General features: G+C 36.5%; 14 protein-coding genes. All 14 read left to right on the forward strand.

Annotated features, from left to right (window positions below):
• Window positions 1-29 precede the first annotated feature (29 nt).
• A complete protein-coding gene (locus H7U22_RS04295) occupies window positions 30-590 on the forward strand; it encodes a sigma-70 family RNA polymerase sigma factor (RefSeq protein WP_187070114.1) in 561 nt (186 codons plus the stop codon).
• A 104-nt stretch (window positions 591-694) separates the two neighbouring features.
• On the forward strand, window positions 695-1717 hold the full coding sequence (locus tag H7U22_RS04300; RefSeq protein ID WP_187070115.1) for a FecR family protein: 1023 nt from the start codon (window positions 695-697) through the stop codon (window positions 1715-1717).
• A gap of 195 nt (window positions 1718-1912) precedes the next feature.
• Entirely contained in the window at window positions 1913-4843 is a 2931-nt protein-coding gene (locus H7U22_RS04305) for a TonB-dependent receptor (protein ID WP_187070116.1), read from the forward strand.
• Between the two features lie 46 nt (window positions 4844-4889).
• Entirely contained in the window at window positions 4890-5795 is a 906-nt protein-coding gene (locus H7U22_RS04310) for a sugar phosphate isomerase/epimerase family protein (RefSeq protein ID WP_187070117.1), read from the forward strand.
• 196 nt (window positions 5796-5991) lie between these two features.
• The gene (locus H7U22_RS04315; protein ID WP_187070118.1) at window positions 5992-6564 is read left to right on the forward strand and encodes a gluconate 2-dehydrogenase subunit 3 family protein; all 573 of its coding nucleotides are present in this window, start codon (window positions 5992-5994) and stop codon (window positions 6562-6564) included.
• 24 nt (window positions 6565-6588) lie between these two features.
• Complete coding sequence (locus H7U22_RS04320; RefSeq protein ID WP_187070119.1) at window positions 6589-8289, forward strand: GMC oxidoreductase; 1701 nt, start codon at window positions 6589-6591, stop codon at window positions 8287-8289.
• Between the two features lie 77 nt (window positions 8290-8366).
• Window positions 8367-9524 carry a Gfo/Idh/MocA family protein gene (locus H7U22_RS04325; RefSeq protein ID WP_187070120.1) on the forward strand — a complete coding sequence of 386 codons (1158 nt, stop codon included), beginning with the start codon at window positions 8367-8369 and terminating at the stop codon, window positions 9522-9524.
• A 9-nt stretch (window positions 9525-9533) separates the two neighbouring features.
• Window positions 9534-10586 carry a sugar phosphate isomerase/epimerase family protein gene (locus H7U22_RS04330; protein ID WP_187070121.1) on the forward strand — a complete coding sequence of 351 codons (1053 nt, stop codon included), beginning with the start codon at window positions 9534-9536 and terminating at the stop codon, window positions 10584-10586.
• A gap of 98 nt (window positions 10587-10684) precedes the next feature.
• Entirely contained in the window at window positions 10685-11065 is a 381-nt protein-coding gene (locus H7U22_RS04335; RefSeq protein WP_187070122.1) for a c-type cytochrome, read from the forward strand.
• A gap of 30 nt (window positions 11066-11095) precedes the next feature.
• A complete protein-coding gene (locus H7U22_RS04340) occupies window positions 11096-12553 on the forward strand; it encodes a Gfo/Idh/MocA family protein (RefSeq protein ID WP_187070123.1) in 1458 nt (485 codons plus the stop codon).
• An 85-nt stretch (window positions 12554-12638) separates the two neighbouring features.
• The gene (locus tag H7U22_RS04345) at window positions 12639-13319 is read left to right on the forward strand and encodes a 3-keto-disaccharide hydrolase (protein ID WP_187070124.1); all 681 of its coding nucleotides are present in this window, start codon (window positions 12639-12641) and stop codon (window positions 13317-13319) included.
• A 154-nt stretch (window positions 13320-13473) separates the two neighbouring features.
• Window positions 13474-14709 carry a nucleoside permease gene (locus tag H7U22_RS04350; protein WP_187070125.1) on the forward strand — a complete coding sequence of 412 codons (1236 nt, stop codon included), beginning with the start codon at window positions 13474-13476 and terminating at the stop codon, window positions 14707-14709.
• A gap of 1 nt (window position 14710) precedes the next feature.
• Entirely contained in the window at window positions 14711-15604 is an 894-nt protein-coding gene (locus H7U22_RS04355) for a hydroxypyruvate isomerase family protein (protein ID WP_187070126.1), read from the forward strand.
• Window positions 15605-15614: 10 nt separating this feature from the next.
• A complete protein-coding gene (locus H7U22_RS04360) occupies window positions 15615-16487 on the forward strand; it encodes a sugar phosphate isomerase/epimerase family protein (protein ID WP_187070127.1) in 873 nt (290 codons plus the stop codon).
• The last annotated feature ends 1 nt before the right edge of the window (window position 16488 follow it).

Below are 16488 nucleotides of genomic sequence, written 5' to 3' on the forward strand. Positions count from 1 at the left end.
TATCAATCTCTGATTACCAAATAACCGAAATGAACCCCATTGAGCCTGAGAAATCTATTGATTTGCTTAATCGCCTAAAATTAGGAGATAAGCAGGCTTATGAAAAAATCTATCTAGCGTTTAATAAAGAATTGCTTTTAGCCGCCTATAAAAAAACTGGCGATAAAACGGTTGCTGAAGAATTGGTTCAGAATATCTTCATTTCTTTATGGGAAAAAAGATTAAATCTGCAGATCAATAATCTACAAGCTTATTTATTTGGCGCACTAAAACTGAGCGTTATTAACCACATCCGAAGTTTGGTTATGGAAAATAAGTATATGGAATATCAAAGCTTAACTTATTCCGAGGATCATCAAGACACAGCTAACTTGGTTGATTTACACGATTTATCCGATATTATCGAGAAAGGAATTAATTCTTTGCCCGAAAAAACTCAGGAGGTTTTCAGATTAAGCCGATATCAGCACCAATCTACCAAAGATATTTCGAGCGAATTGAACATATCTGAAAAGGCTGTAGAATACCACATCACCCAATCCATTAAAAGATTAAAAGAATACATCAAAAATTTTTATATCTTTTTTTAATTGATTATCAACTACTTAATTAAAATTTAAGCTTTTTTCTTATTTGTATTTAGGGGTTCGCTGGAGTTGCGTTACTTGTATGTATAGAGCCAAATATTTTCATTATGAATCAAAAATCATTTTTCGATTTACTTACCCGTTACCACGATGGGAATTGTACTGAAGCCGAAAAGCTTTGGGTAGATAAATGGTATCATAATTTAAACAACAGAAACTTTAAAGATCTTTCTTCTACTGAGCTTAACGAGATGCAAGATAATATTTGGCTTAAAATAAATCCTGTTGAAGCTGAATTAAAACAACCTTTAAAAATTAAAAAACTTTGGCCAAAATTTGCCATCGCAGCATCAATTACAGTAGCTTTTCTTATTGGTGGTTTATATTTTTCAAACTACAATCCCGCTGAACAATCTTTTATGGATGAAAATGGCGAGCTAACTTTAATCGAAAAAACCAACGACACCAACCATTCCATTATCATTGCGCTTAGCGATTCTAGTAAAATCACGCTAAATCCTAAAGCCAGTATCACATATCCTCAGGTTTTTGCTTCAAAAGAAAGAAAGGTTTTTTTAAATGGAAACGCATTTTTCTTGGTAAGCAAAAATCCTAAGAGGCCCTTTTATGTTTATAATAAACATTTGGTAATCCGTGTTTTAGGAACCAGCTTTTTTGTAAAAGAGTGTGTAAATACACAACCAGCACAAGTAGACGTAAGAACAGGAAAGGTTCAGGTAAATGAAAATGAAAAAGCAACGTTCTTTTCTTTATCAGATAAAAAAATTGCTAAACCTATTCTACTATTGCCCAACCAAAAGGGTATTTTATCTAAGCATAATTTGAATAAGACTTTGGTAGAAAAGCCTATTCCATTGGCAGTGGCCTATAACGTTCCTAGCAACATATCTTATAAGTTTAAAGAAGAAAAATTAAAAGATCTATTTAGTGTTTTATCAGAAGCATACGGTATTGAAATAAAATCTGACGATGAGCTGGTTTTGAATTACACCTTTACTGGAGATTTAAGCAAAAAAGGCCTTTATGAGCAACTTGATCTTATCTGTGGATCTATATCAAGCAAATATTACATACAAGGAACCAGTATAATGGTTTCGAATAAAAACTAACCAAAATATATAAAAATTATGAAGAAAAAACTGATCTCAAATAGCCCGTAATCGGCGCTAAAAAATCCATGATATATTCTTAAAAAACAAAGCCGACAATGTGGGGCATTGCCGGCGAGTTAAATACATTTTATTGTATTCATGGTATTTCTATGTCCAATAAATCCATTCATTTAATGAACAATAACCAAATTTATGAAAAAAAATCAACTTATTTCGCTGACTATATATGCAATGAGAGTTTCGATTTACCAATTACTTGCAATTATAATTTTTACTTGTAGCGCATTCGCTAAAAATGCCGATGCCCAAGATTTCTTGAACAAACAGATCTCCCTAAAAGCAGATCAAACCGATATTAAAACCATTATAGAAAAAACCGAACTATTGGCAAATGTTAAGTTTGTTTATAGTCCACAATTAATAAACTCTGATAGAAAAGTTTCTATCAATGTGGTTAACCAAAAACTTAAATACTTTCTTGAGAATTCGCTAAAACGTTATGATGTGGGATATAGGATAGTTAAAGATCAAATTTTGCTCTATTCTATTCCCGCCAATAACAATTTGGAATTGCTTAAAGCTTTTGAAGGTATTGTTACCGGTAAGGTTACAGATAGTAAGGGAAATGCAATTCCGGGAGTATCCGTAACGGTAAAAGGCCAAACCATTGGCACAACAACAGATGCGAATGGCGCTTTCGCGCTAAAGGGCTTAACGGTTGATAGTCGTGTATTGGTTGTGCGTTATGTAGGCTTTATTTCTAAAGAAGTTAATCTATCGCCAGGAAATGCTGATGAAAATTTAAACATTAGCTTATCAGAAGATAATCTTCAGCTGGAAAGTGTGATGGTTACTGGTGGTAATCCGAAGAAAAAATTGGAAAGTAGTGTAGCTTTAACATCGGTTAGCAACAAAGACATTACCAACAGAGCGCCTTTAAACAGCACCGATTTATTGAAAGCCATACCAGGATTAACGGTAGAAAGTACTGGTGGCGACGGGCCCGGAAACGTTTGGGTACGTGGTTTCCCTCAGCAGGGTGGTTATATTTTTCTAGGGATTCAAGAAGATGGTTTGCCTTTACTTCCTACGGGATTTAACACCAATCCTTCTGTAGATCAGTATTACAAAACCGATTTAACCATTCAAAACATCGAAGCTGTAAGAGGCGGTAACGCATCTATTATCCAATCGAATACACCTGGTGCAGTGGTAAATAACATCAGTTATGTTGGAGCGGATAAACAATATGGACAAGTAAAATTTACTACAGGTTTCTCTCAGGGCTTATATCGTTTTGATGGAAATACAGGTGGCAAAATAAATAATCAGATTAAATACAACATCGGCGGATTTTATCGTACAGATAATGGGGTTGTAGATCAAGGTTTTAAACCAGCCAATGCAGGTGGACAAGTTAAAGGAAATATGACCTTTAACTTCAAAAACAATAAAGGTTTCATCCGCGTTTATGGAAAATATCTGAATGATAAAGTTCAGTTTCTATTAACCAGTTATTATCCTTACGATGGTACTGGGAAACCAACTACTTATCGCGATTACGATATGGCATCGCAATCAATTGTTCCTTTACAAACAGAATGGAGTTACAATGATCCTGCAACTGGTTTACATAATTTTAGTTTAACTGATGGAATCCACACTAAATTAGGTTCTGCCGGATTTCAGTTTAACTATTTAACCGATGGTGGCTGGCAAATTGTAAATAACTTCCGTTACCAAAATACACACACCAATTCTACCTACACCGTTCCTAGTGGAATAGCGGCCAGAACCGCAACAACACCTTATTATTATCCTGGTGGAGCAGTGGCACCTTTTGTTGGTGGCGATCAGGTTATTACTTCATCAGCAAATGGACAGATTAATAGTGATGTTCAAATTGTAGATTATCTGGATTTGAAGAAAACCATTAAAAACCACAGTTTGGGTATTGGTGCCGGAATTCATCAATACAATCGTGATGATTTACGTTATGCCTTCCGATCATTCTCAGAATTTAAGGAACATCCGAGCATCATTTTACAATCTCCAACAGCAGCAGAAAGAACCGTTCAAACTAAAAATACATTTATTGGCGATACCAGAACTTTATCTGCTTATGCAACAGATGAGATTAAAATTTCTGAGCAATGGCGTTTAGATATTGGTGCTAGAATTGATAATCAGAATGTTAAAGGCGATAGACCGTACTACGCATTAAACACCAATGGAACGGTTAATACTACTGCCGCAGCAACAGCTACAATTCTTGGTTATACACCATATGATGAAACCTTAACCAATTGGGCCGCATCAATAGGAGCCAATTATAAAATAAATTCTACCTCTAGTATTTTCGTTAGAGCCACCAAAGCGTATAACGCACCAAATATTGGCGATTATAATGCAGCAGCCTATAACGCAGCAAATATTAAGAAGCGTCCGGTTTATTTAGGCGAAATTGGTTTTAAATATGCTAAAAATAACTTGGCCATTTTCGCCTCGGGAAGTTATTCAGCGATTAAAAACACCTCTTTAACCATCAACGTTCCAACAACTGCAGCAGGTACACAAGCATTGGTTGCATTTGGCTCTACCCGTACCTTCAGTGCAGAATATGAAGTATCATACAAAATTGCAAAACCTTTAAGTTTAAGATTAACAGGTACTTTGCAAGATTCTAAATACACAGACTACGAGGCATCTACAAAAGGCAATGCAGCAGTATTGGCAGAATTCGGAGATCGTACCTACAGCTTTACTGGCAACAGAACAGAAAGAGTTCCAGTTCTAAATACAGAGCTTGGAGCAAACTACGATTACAAAAACTTTAATTTATACGTGGCAGCTAACTATGTTGGCAGTCGCTTCACTTCTCCTAGTGATAGCTACAAATTACCGGCTTACGTGGTTATGAAAGCTGGTCTAGGCTACAATTTCACTAAGAAAGTATCGATAAGATTTTGGGCAGACAACTTGTTAAATGCAAAAGTGTTAACCGAGGGTGATGTTCGCGGAGATCAATTTAGAAATTTCGCAACAGTAACTCCTGGTCAATTAATGATTGGCAGAACTTTACTTCAACGTACTTTCTGGGGATCATTAGCTTATTCATTTTAACATTAAAGCCGGAGTTTACACTCCGGCTTTTTAATTTAAACATCATATGACAACAAGAAGATCATTTTTAAAAGGGGCTGGTTTGTTTGCAACTGCGGCATTTATAAGTCCAGCAATAATCAGTTCTGCATACGCAAATTCTAGAAAAGTTTCCAAAATAGGCATCCAACTTTTTACCCTTCGCGAGCAGCTTACGGCAGATGTTAAATCGACTATACAGCATTTGGCAAAGATTGGCTATAACCAAGTGGAAACTTATTATGGCTATCCGGGTAAATACGAAGTGAAAGGATTTTGGGGATTAGAAGCCAAAGATTTTAACGCCTTACTAAAAGAAAACAATTTAACCTCGCCAAGTGGCCATTATAACGTTACGGAGTTTTTAAGTACTGGCGATGATAAAATATTAAAATCGCACATAGAAACTGCTGCAAATGTTGGACAGAAATATTTTGTTGTGCCAGCTTTACCTACGGATATAAGAGCAACAGGAACTTTAGATGACTACAAAAGAATGGCTGCGAAATTTAATACTGCAGCAGAACTTTGCGAAAAATCAAATCTTAAGTTGGCTTACCACAATCACAATTTCGAATTTAAAGATCAGGGGAATGGTGTAACAGGCTATGAAATCCTACTTAAAGAAACCGATGCTAAATTGGTCAATTTTGAGCTCGATATTTTCTGGGCAGTAAACGCAGGCTTAAACCCGATTGATATGTTTAAGAAAAATCCAGGTCGTTTTAAAATGTTCCATGTAAAGGATATGGACAAACAAGATAAAAGTATTTTTACCGAAGTAGGCTCTGGCAGAATAGATTTCAAAAGTATTTTCGCAGCCTCTAAACTAGCAGGGTTAGATTACATTTTTACGGAACAGGATATAATAAAAAAAGATCCATATGAGAGTATCACTGAAAGTTACAACTACATAAAAAGGAATTTAGTTTAAAGGAATAAAAAAGTTACGAAAACGTTTTAGTTAGATTAAAAACTAAGTTCTAACAAATTATTTAGAATAATTCTACTCGGTAACAATCGCATTGCAGACGAATAATTTAACCGAAAAGGATTAAAAATTACGGCTTATTTTTTCTAATATTACCTATTAAACACAATGACAACCAATATATAAAATCATAAAAACGATGCAAAGAAGAGAAGCACTCAAAAACGTCGCTTTCTTGCTGGGAGGAGCAATCTCCGCAAGTACAATGGGCGTTTTATTTGAAAGTTTTACGCTCCCAGAAAACGAAAAAAACTTCGTATCCTACTCTTTACAAGATGAGAAGATTTTTGCCGAATTTGCTGATATCATTGTACCTACTACCAAATCATCCGCAGGTGCTAAAGCCGCTGGATTAGGGAAGTTTATTCCAATGATGATGCAAGATTGTTATCCTGCAAAAATGCAGGAATCTTTTGCTCAAGGCTTTAAAGATTTACAGGCAAAATCAGAGAAAGATTTCAACAAGAAATATCTTGAATTAACGCCTGCTGAACGTACAAAATTGATGATCGATTTGAGGGCAATTTCGTTAGCAAAATCTGACGACAATAAAGATCTGATCTACTTCTTTACAACTGCCAGAGATTTAACTTTATTAGGTTATTATTCATCAGAAATTGGCTGTACAAAAGCTCGCGAATATGTGCTCGTTCCTGGGCGCTACGATGGCAATGCTAAATTAAAACCCGGACAAAAATCTTGGGCAACCTAATTTAAACTACAACGACAAAACATCATGAATTTAAATATAAATTTAAAAGAAGAAAATACTTACGATGCTATTGTTATAGGATCGGGAATTAGTGGTGGCTGGGCTGCAAAAGAACTTACAGAAAAAGGATTACGTGTGCTTATGCTCGAAAGAGGAATGAATATTGAGCACATTACAGGTTATGAAACCGCAATGAAAAACCCTTGGGATTTTAAGCATGCAGGAAAACTAACCGAAGAACAAAAGCGTACTCACCCTGTACAAAAAAGAGATTATCCGTACCAAGAAGCAAATGAAAAATGGTGGGTAAACGATTTGGAGTGCCCGTATACAGAAGATAAACGTTTCGATTGGTATCGTGGTTTCCATGTTGGTGGTAAATCGCTCATGTGGGGTCGCCAGAGTTACCGTTTTAGCGATCACAATTTTGAGGACAATGCAAAAGATGGTCATGGAAATGATTGGCCAATTCGTTATGCAGACCTTTCTCCGTGGTACGATTATGCAGAGCGATTTGCAGGAATAAGTGGATCTAAAGAAAATTGGGCTTTATGTCCTGATGGACAATTTTTACCACCGATGGATTTAAACGTAGTAGAGAAATCTGTTAAAGCCCGAATTGAGGAACGCTATAAAAGAGAGCGAATTATGATGATTGGCCGTGTGGCGAATCTGACTGTTCCACATAAAGGCCGTGGAAATTGCCAATATAGAAATTTATGTAGTCGTGGTTGTCCTTTCGGGGCTTATTTCAGCACACAATCCTCTACCCTACCAGCTGCAATGGCTACAAAACGACTTACCGTTAGGCCTTACTCTATCGTTAACCACATCATTTACGATAAGGATACTCAAAAAGCAAAAGGCGTAATGGTTATCGATGCGGAGACTAACAAGGAGATGGAGTTTTATGCTAAAATCGTTTTCGTAAACGGTTCTACATTGGGTTCTACCTTCGTATTGTTAAACTCAACTTCCGAAGCGCATCCAAATGGCTTAGGAAATGGAAGCGGTCAATTAGGTCATAATTTAATGGATCACCATTTCCGTTGTGGAGCCTCTGGCGATGCAGAAGGTTTCGACGATAAATACACTTATGGCCGCCGTGCTAACGGAATTTATGTTCCGCGTTATCAAAATGTAAATAACGATAAACGTGAATATTTACGTGGTTTCGGTTATCAAGGTGGGGCAAGCAGAAGCAATTGGCAAAATGATGTTGCAGAACTGTCTTTCGGTGTTGGTTTGAAAGAAAAAATGACTAAACCAGGCAAATGGACCATGGGCTTAGGTGGTTTTGGAGAAATGTTGCCTTACTATGAAAATAGAGTTTACATCGATAAGACCAAAAAAGATAAATGGGGTCAGCCAGTATTGGCAATTGATTGCGAATACAAAGAAAACGAGAAAAAAATGCGTGTAGACATGATGAATGATGCAGCTGAAATGTTAGAAGCAGCAGGCATGAAAAATGTTAAAACGTATGATAATGGTTGTTTTCCAGGTATGGCTATTCACGAACAAGGAACAGCAAGAATGGGTAACGATCCAAAAACTTCAGTTCTAAACAAATGGAACCAAATGCATGAGGTTAAAAATGTTTTCGTTACCGATGGATCATGTATGCCATCAATCGCCTGCCAAAATCCTTCACTAACATTTATGGCTTTAACAGCCCGTGCATGTGATTACGCAGTTAAAGAATTAAAGAAAAATAATATTTAATTAGGTAAAGTAAAAAGGTTTAAGGCGTAAGGTTTAGTACCTAGCGCCTTAAACCTTTTGCCATAACCTTATATTTTATGAGAAGAAAATTGAGAATGGGCATGATAGGTGGCGGAAAAGACGCCTTTATCGGTGCCGTACATCGTTTGGCTGCCAACATGGATGGTTTAATTGAGCTCAACGCAGGTGCTTTAAGTGTAAATCCTGAGGTTGGCTATGAATCTGGAAAACTCCTTTTTCTCCCCGACAATAAAATCTACAAAAATTACGAGGAAATGCTCACCAAAGAAAGTGAGCTTCCTGTTGATGAAAGAATCGATTTTGTAACCATCGTTACCCCAAATTTTGCCCATTTTGCCCCGGCAATGATGGCACTAGATAAAGGTTTTAACGTGGTTATAGAAAAACCAATGACTTTAACTTTAGATGAAGCAAAACAATTAAAAGCTAAAGTAGAAGAAACTGGATTAATACTTTGCCTAACCCATACCTATTCTGGTTATCCAATGGTTAAACAGGCCAAACAAATGGTAAGTGAGGGTGCATTAGGATCAATCAGAAAAATCATGGTTGAGTATCCTCAAGGTTGGTTAAGTACTTTATCAGAACGAGAAGGAAATGCACAGGCAGCATGGCGTACAGATCCTGCAAAAACTGGAAAAAGTGGTAGCATGGGCGATATTGGCACACATGCAGCTCACCTTGCAGAATATATTTCTGGCTTAAAAATTTCCAAAATCTGTGCAGATTTAAATATTGTTGTTCCTGGAAGAGCAATTGATGATGATGGAAATGTACTTTTGAAATTCGATAATGGATCTAACGGTGTTTTAGTCGCATCGCAAATCGCCGCAGGAGAAGAAAATGCACTCAAAATTAAAATTTACGGAGAAAAAGGTGGCATGGAATGGCATCAAATGGAACCGAATACTTTGATTGTTAAATGGTCTAATGCTCCTGCTCAAATTTATAGAACAGGCAATGGCTACATGGGAAATTTTGCTCAGCACAATACAAGAACTCCAGGAGGCCATCCCGAAGGATACTTAGAAGCTTTTGCAAACATCTATAAAAACTTTGCTTTAACGGTTGATGCAAAACTAAACAATGAAGAGCCAACATCTGAAATGTTAGATTTTCCAAACGCTGATGACGGAATTAGAGGAATGGCATTTATTGAAAATGTAGTAGCTTCTAGTCAGTCGGAACAAAAATGGACGGATTATAAAATTTAAGAATAGACAATGACAACTATAAAAGGACCAGCGGTTTTTCTAGCTCAGTTTATAAGTGACGAAGCACCGTTTAATTCATTGGATAATATCTGTAAATGGGCAGCAGGACTGGGTTTCAAAGGCATTCAAATGCCTACTTTGGATACCCGATTTATTGATTTGCAAAAAGCTGCTGAAAGCAAAACTTATGCTGATGAATTAAAAGGAACGATAGCTTCTTACGGATTAGAAATAACAGAACTTTCTACGCACCTTCAAGGTCAGTTAGTTGCTGTACACCCTGCTTATGATGATTTATTTGATGCTTTTGCGCCAAAAGAAGTTCATAAAAACCCTAAAGCCAGAACTGAATGGGCTGTTCAGCAGATGAAATATGCAGCCAAAGCATCACAAAATTTGGGCTTAAATGCGCATGCAACTTTTAGTGGTTCTTTATTATGGCAGTATTTTCACCCATGGCCACAACGCCCTCAAGGTTTGGTAGAAGAAGGTTTTGCAGAACTTGCAAAACGTTGGATGCCAATCTTAAATGAGTTTGATCAATGCGGTGTAGATGTTTGCTATGAAATTCATCCTGGTGAAGATTTATTTGATGGAGAAACTTATGAAATGTTTTTATCAGCCGTTAATAATCATCCTCGGGCATGCTTATTGTATGATCCATCTCACTTTGTGTTGCAACAATTAGATTACATTCAATACATCGATTTTTACCACGAAAGGATCAAAGCTTTCCATGTAAAAGATGCAGAATTTAACCCTACGGGCAAGCAAGGTACATTTGGAGGTTACCAAAGTTGGGCAAACAGGGCTGGTCGTTACCGTTCTCCTGGAGATGGGCAAGTTGATTTTAAAACCATTTTTAGTAAATTGGCTCAATATGACTTTAAAGGTTGGGCGGTTATGGAATGGGAATGTTGTATTAAAAATCAACAGGATGGTGCAAGAGAGGGGTCAGAATTTATAAAAAATCACATCATAAAAGTAACTGATAAAGCTTTTGATGATTTTGCCGCATCAGGAAGTGATAGCGATTTTAACAGAAAAATATTAGGTTTATAAAATAAATAAAACACACACAACAATGAAAACCTGCAAAATGGAGTTATTTATATAAAACGATTTACGCAGGCTTGAATTCTTTAAAAACAACAAAACACATGAAAAAAACATCTCTAATCTTAGGTGCCGTTGTACTATTTATGGCATCCTTTTCTAAAGCAGATTTAGCAAAAGAGAAGACTGTTGTTGCTACGGCAACTTTAAAAAGCCACGCTTTACAAATGAGTGCTGGTGAGAAATTAATTAACAAATCTGATTGCATGGGTTGCCACAATAAAACCAATAAAATTATCGGCCCAGCTTATATAGATGTTGCAAAAAAATATCCAGCGACAGAAAAAAACATCAACAGTTTGGCTGATAAAATTATTAAAGGCGGAACAGGAGTTTGGGGTACAATGCCAATGACAGCTCACCCAACTGTTAAAAAAGACGATGCAAAATTAATGGTGAAATATATTTTATCATTAAAAAAATAAGATAATTAGTTTCAAACCTCAACTACTAATATGAAAACAGAGCAAGAAAATAAAAATGCGAGTAACCGCCGCGATTTTATTAAAACCAGCGCTATTGCGGCCGCTGCATTTATGATTGTTCCACGCCACGTTTTGGGTGGAAAAGGCTTTTTAGCTCCGAGCGATCGCCTTTTAGTTGCCGGTATTGGTGCCGGTGGTAAAGGTCAGAGCGATATTGCAATGTTTGCAAAAAGTGGTAAAGCCGATATCGCATTTTTATGCGATGTTGATGATCGCCGAGCAGCAAATAGCGTAAAAGCGTTTCCAAAGGCAAAATACTATAAAGACTGGCGAGAATTGCTAGATAAAGAGCACAAAAATATTGATGCTATTTCTGTTTCTACTCCCGATCATAACCATGCAATTATTGCTTTAGCTGCCATGCAGTTAGGCAAACACGTTTATGTTCAAAAACCATTAACACACGATATTTACGAAGCTCGTATTTTAACACAAGCAGCAAAAAAATATAAAGTAGTTACCCAAATGGGAAATCAAGGTGCATCTAACGATGGGCCAAGACAAATGAAAGAATGGTATGAAGCTGGTTTAATTGGTGATGTGCATACGGTTTACGCGTGGACTAATCGCCCTGTTTGGCCACAGGGAATTCCTTGGCCAAATAAAAAAGCAGAGATTCCTAAAGAATTAGACTGGAATTTATGGTTAGGTACCGCTCCTGAAAAAGATTTTGTTGATAAATTGGTTCCTTTTAACTGGCGTGGCTGGTGGGATTATGGAACTGGTGCACTTGGTGATATGGGTTGCCACCTAATTGAAGCTCCTTTTAGTGTATTAAACTTAAAATATGCCAAAGAAGTAGAAGCTAGTATTGGTTCGGTATATGTTGATGAATTTAAACGAGGTTATTTCCCGGAAAGTTGCCCTCCATCTAGTCATGTTACCTTAAAATTCCCCAAAACAAATAAAACCAAAGGTGATGTTACTTTGCATTGGATGGATGGTGGAATTCAACCTGAACGTCCGGAAGAATTAGAAGCAAATGAAACTTTTGGCGATGGCGGAAACGGTACGTTGTTTATTGGTACAAAAGGCAAAATGATGGCCGAAACCTATAGCGCTAATCCAAAATTATTGCCATTAAGCAGAAATAAAGACATTAAAGTTCCTGAAAAGTATGCTCGTGTAAAAGGCGCTGCCGATGGACATTATGCTCAATGGGTTGAAGCTGCTATTGCTGGTTACGGCAAACAAGAGGTAAGCTCGCCATTTGAAATTGCTGGTCCACTTACGGAGGCTTTATTAATGGCAAACTTAGCCATCAGAAGCTTCGACATTCAAAAAACCGTTGGAGACAAAACCACTTATCCAGGCAGATATACCAAAATGCTTTGGGATAACGACAACATGAAAGTAACCAATTTCGATGAGGCAAACCAGTTTGTTAAACGCGAATACCGCAAAGGCTGGAATAATTTAACACTATAATAAAACACCCGTCATTGCGAGGTACGAAGCAATCTATTTAAATTAAGATGACTTCGTACCTTATAATGCCGACAAATAAAAAAAAATGAAAAAAATCATCCTTTCTGCCTGTATTTTATTGGCAGTAACACAAATAACAAAAGCTCAAAAAGGTTTCAAACCTTTGTTTGATGGCAAAACAACAACAGGCTGGCACACTTACAATAAAACATCTGTTGGTAGTGGTTGGCAAGTTCAAGATGGTGCACTTCATTTAGATTTGGCAGCAAAAGGTTCTGATGGTGGTGGCGATTTAGTTACCGATAAAGAATATGGAGATTTCGATTTAAAATACGAATGGAAAGTTGCTCCAAAGGCAAATAGTGGATTAATTTTCTACGTTCACGAAGAGCCAAAATACCACGCTACCTATTCTACTGGTTTAGAAATGCAAGTAATTGATAATGATGGCCATCCTGATGGAAAAATTACAAAACACCGTGCAGGCGATTTATACGATTTGGTAAAAAGTTCTTCTGAACCAGTTAAAGCTGTTGGAGAATGGAATACCGCAGAAATTATTAGTAAAAAAGGCAAATTAACGTTATTTTTAAATGGCGTTGAAGTAGTAAAAACAACCCTTTGGGATGACAGCTGGAAAAAGATTGTAGCTGGAAGTAAATTTGCAACTTGGGAAAATTGGGGTACTTACAAAACTGGAAAAATTGCCTTGCAAGATCATGGTGATGAAGTTTGGTACAGAAATATCTCCATTAAAGAACTATAAATAATGGTAAATGTAAGAGGGAGGATGTATAATGTGAATTACAAAAACCCTCTTACCACACCATTGTAAATAAATAAAATTATTAATGTGAGATGTTTATGGCCAAGAAATCCATCACCTCTTACCTATACCATCTTACATAACCACTAACCAAATGAACACCACAACTCGCTTTAAGCTCTCTACCATGATGTTTCTAGAATTTTTTATCTGGGGCGCATGGTTTGTTACTTTAGGAACATTCCTTGGGAACAATTTAAAGGCTACAGGTTCTGAAACAGGAGCCGTATTTTCTACTCAATCTTGGGGAGCTATTATTGCTCCTTTTATTGTTGGCTTAATTGCTGACAGATATTTTAACGCTGAAAAAATCTTGGGCGTTCTTCATATCGTTGGCGCAGTTTTAATGTATCAAATGTATAAAGCAGCTGATGTGAGTGTGTTCTATCCTTATGTTTTAGGCTACATGATTTTATTTATGCCAACGCTTGCATTAGTTAACTCTGTTTCTTTTAATCAGATGAAAGATCCGGAAAAAGAATTTGCAAACATTCGCGTATTCGGAACCATCGGATGGATTATAGCTGGCTTATTAATCAGTTTTGTTTTTCATTGGGATTCTCCTGAAGGAATTCAATCTGGATTGTTAAAAAACACTTTTTTAATGGCTGGAATCGTATCTCTTATTTTAGGATTGTTTAGTTTCTCTTTACCAGCTACACCACCAAAAGTTTCTGAAGGCGGTGTAAAAGTTAGAGATATTTTAGGCTTGGATGCATTGAAATTATTAAAAGATAAAAACTTTGCCATCTTCTTCATCTCCTCTATCTTAATCTGTATTCCATTGGCATTCTATTATCAAAATGCTGGACTTTTCTTAGCAGATATTAAAGTATCTAATCCAACAGGAAAAATGGCAATAGGCCAAGTTTCCGAAGCACTATTTTTGCTTGCAATTCCAGTATTCTTTTCAAAATACGGTTTTAAGAAAACTATTTTGGTTGGTATGTTAGCGTGGGCTGTACGTTACGTACTTTTCGCTTATGGCAATGCGGATAACTTAAGTTTTATGTTGATTATCGGAATTGCACTTCATGGTGTGTGCTATGATTTCTTCTTTGTTTCTGGTCAAATTTATACCAATTCAAAAGCTGGCGAGCAAGTTAAAAGTGCCGCACAAGGTATAATTACACTGGCAACTTACGGCGTTGGTATGCTAATTGGTTTTATAGTTGCCGGCCATATAACAGATCTATACAAAACTGGAAATATAACGGATTGGAAAATGATCTGGATAATCCCAGCGGGAATAGCAGCCGTAGTTTTCGTACTTTTTGCAGTTTTATTTAACGATAAAACCAAATCAGAAATAGAAGCAAACGCCATTTAATATGTCTTCAGATTTAAACAGAAGAAGTGCATTAAAAAACATCATCGCAGGAACTGCTGCGATTGGTGTTTCTTCCAGTTTTTCTGCTTTAGCAATGGATAAAAAAGAATCAAAGCCTATATCTACAAAACTAAAAGGCAATATAAATCATTCAGTTTGTCGTTGGTGTTTTAGTAGTTTCGATGTAGAAACACTTTGTGCTGAAGCCAAAAAGATTGGTTTAAAAGGTATAGATTTAGTTGGGCCGAAAGATTGGCCGATTTTAAAAAAGCATGGCTTAGAATCGACCATGTGTAATGGTGCAGAAATTAATTTAGTTGATGGTTTTAACGATAAAAAATTCCACGAAACACTAATTAAAAATTATGCTGCAATGATTCCGCTAGTTGCCGAAGCCGGATATAAAAATTTAATATGCTTTAGCGGAAATCGCAGAGGAAAAGACGATGAAACCGGTTGGGCAAATTGCGTTGAAGGTTTAAAACAACTTATTCCACTGGCAGAAAAGCATAATGTTATTTTGGTTATGGAGCTTTTGAACAGTAAAATAAATCATAAAGATTACCAATGTGATAATACGTCTTGGGGTGTAGAACTTTGCAAACGTTTAGGTTCTGAAAATTTTAAACTCCTTTACGATATTTACCACATGCAGATTGATGAAGGAAATGTAATCAGCACAATTAAAAATAATCACCAATATATTGCTCATTACCATACTGCTGGCGTTCCGGGTAGAAATGAAATTGATGATTCCCAGGAATTATATTATCCAGCAATTATGAAAGCCATTGCCGAAACCGGCTTTAAAGGTTTCGTTGCACAAGAATTTATACCAAAAAACGAAGACAAATTTGCCTCTTTAAAAAAGGCGATTTCCATTTGTGATATTTAATAATCCCATTATGTTATCAAGAAGAAGTTTTATAGTAAGTAGCAGCATGGCTGCAGCCGCGGCACTCTTAGTTCCATCTTTCGCTTGCGTTTCCAGCAAAAAAGTTGTTGGTTTACAGCTTTACTCTCTTAGAGATGAGCTTCCAAAAGGCGTAAAAGAAACCATTGAAAAAGTTGGTAAAGCTGGTTTTTCTGAAGTTGAGACTTATGGCTTTTCTATTAAAGACCAATTTTGGGGATTTTCGCCTAGCGATTTCAAGAAACTGTTAGATGCTAATGGCTTAAAGGCTGTTAGCGGTCATTATGGCTTAGGCACCTATCTATCTGATGGAAATACCGACGAATTAAAGGCAGCAATTGAAGCCGCAAAGGTTTTGGGCAGTGAATATGTAACCATTCCTTGGTTAGATCCAAGTGTGAGAACAAATGCCGAAGACTATAAAAAACTTGCACTGAAAATAAATGTCGCAGGTAAAATGTGTAAAGATGCTGGCTTGAGATTGGCTTATCATAACCATAATTTTGAATTTGAAAAACAAGGAGATACCACAGGTTATGAGATTCTTTTAAAAGAAACGGATAAAAACCTAGTTGATTTTGAATTGGATTTATATTGGGTTGTTCGATCTGGAAATGATCCATTGAAATTGTTTAAAGAAAATCCAGGTCGTTTTACCATGTGGCATGTTAAAGATATGGATAAAACCGACCCGAGTTTAAATGCTGAAGTTGGAACAGGATCAATCAACTTCAAACCTATTTTTGCAGAAGCTAAACTATCGGGCATGAAACATTTCTTTGTGGAGCATGAAACGAATTACAAACCTAATCCAATGGGATCAGTTACGGCAAGTTGTGCCTATATTAAAAAAGAATTGATTTAAG

This window comes from Pedobacter fastidiosus (assembly GCF_014306625.1).
GTDB lineage: Bacteria > Bacteroidota > Bacteroidia > Sphingobacteriales > Sphingobacteriaceae > Pedobacter > Pedobacter fastidiosus.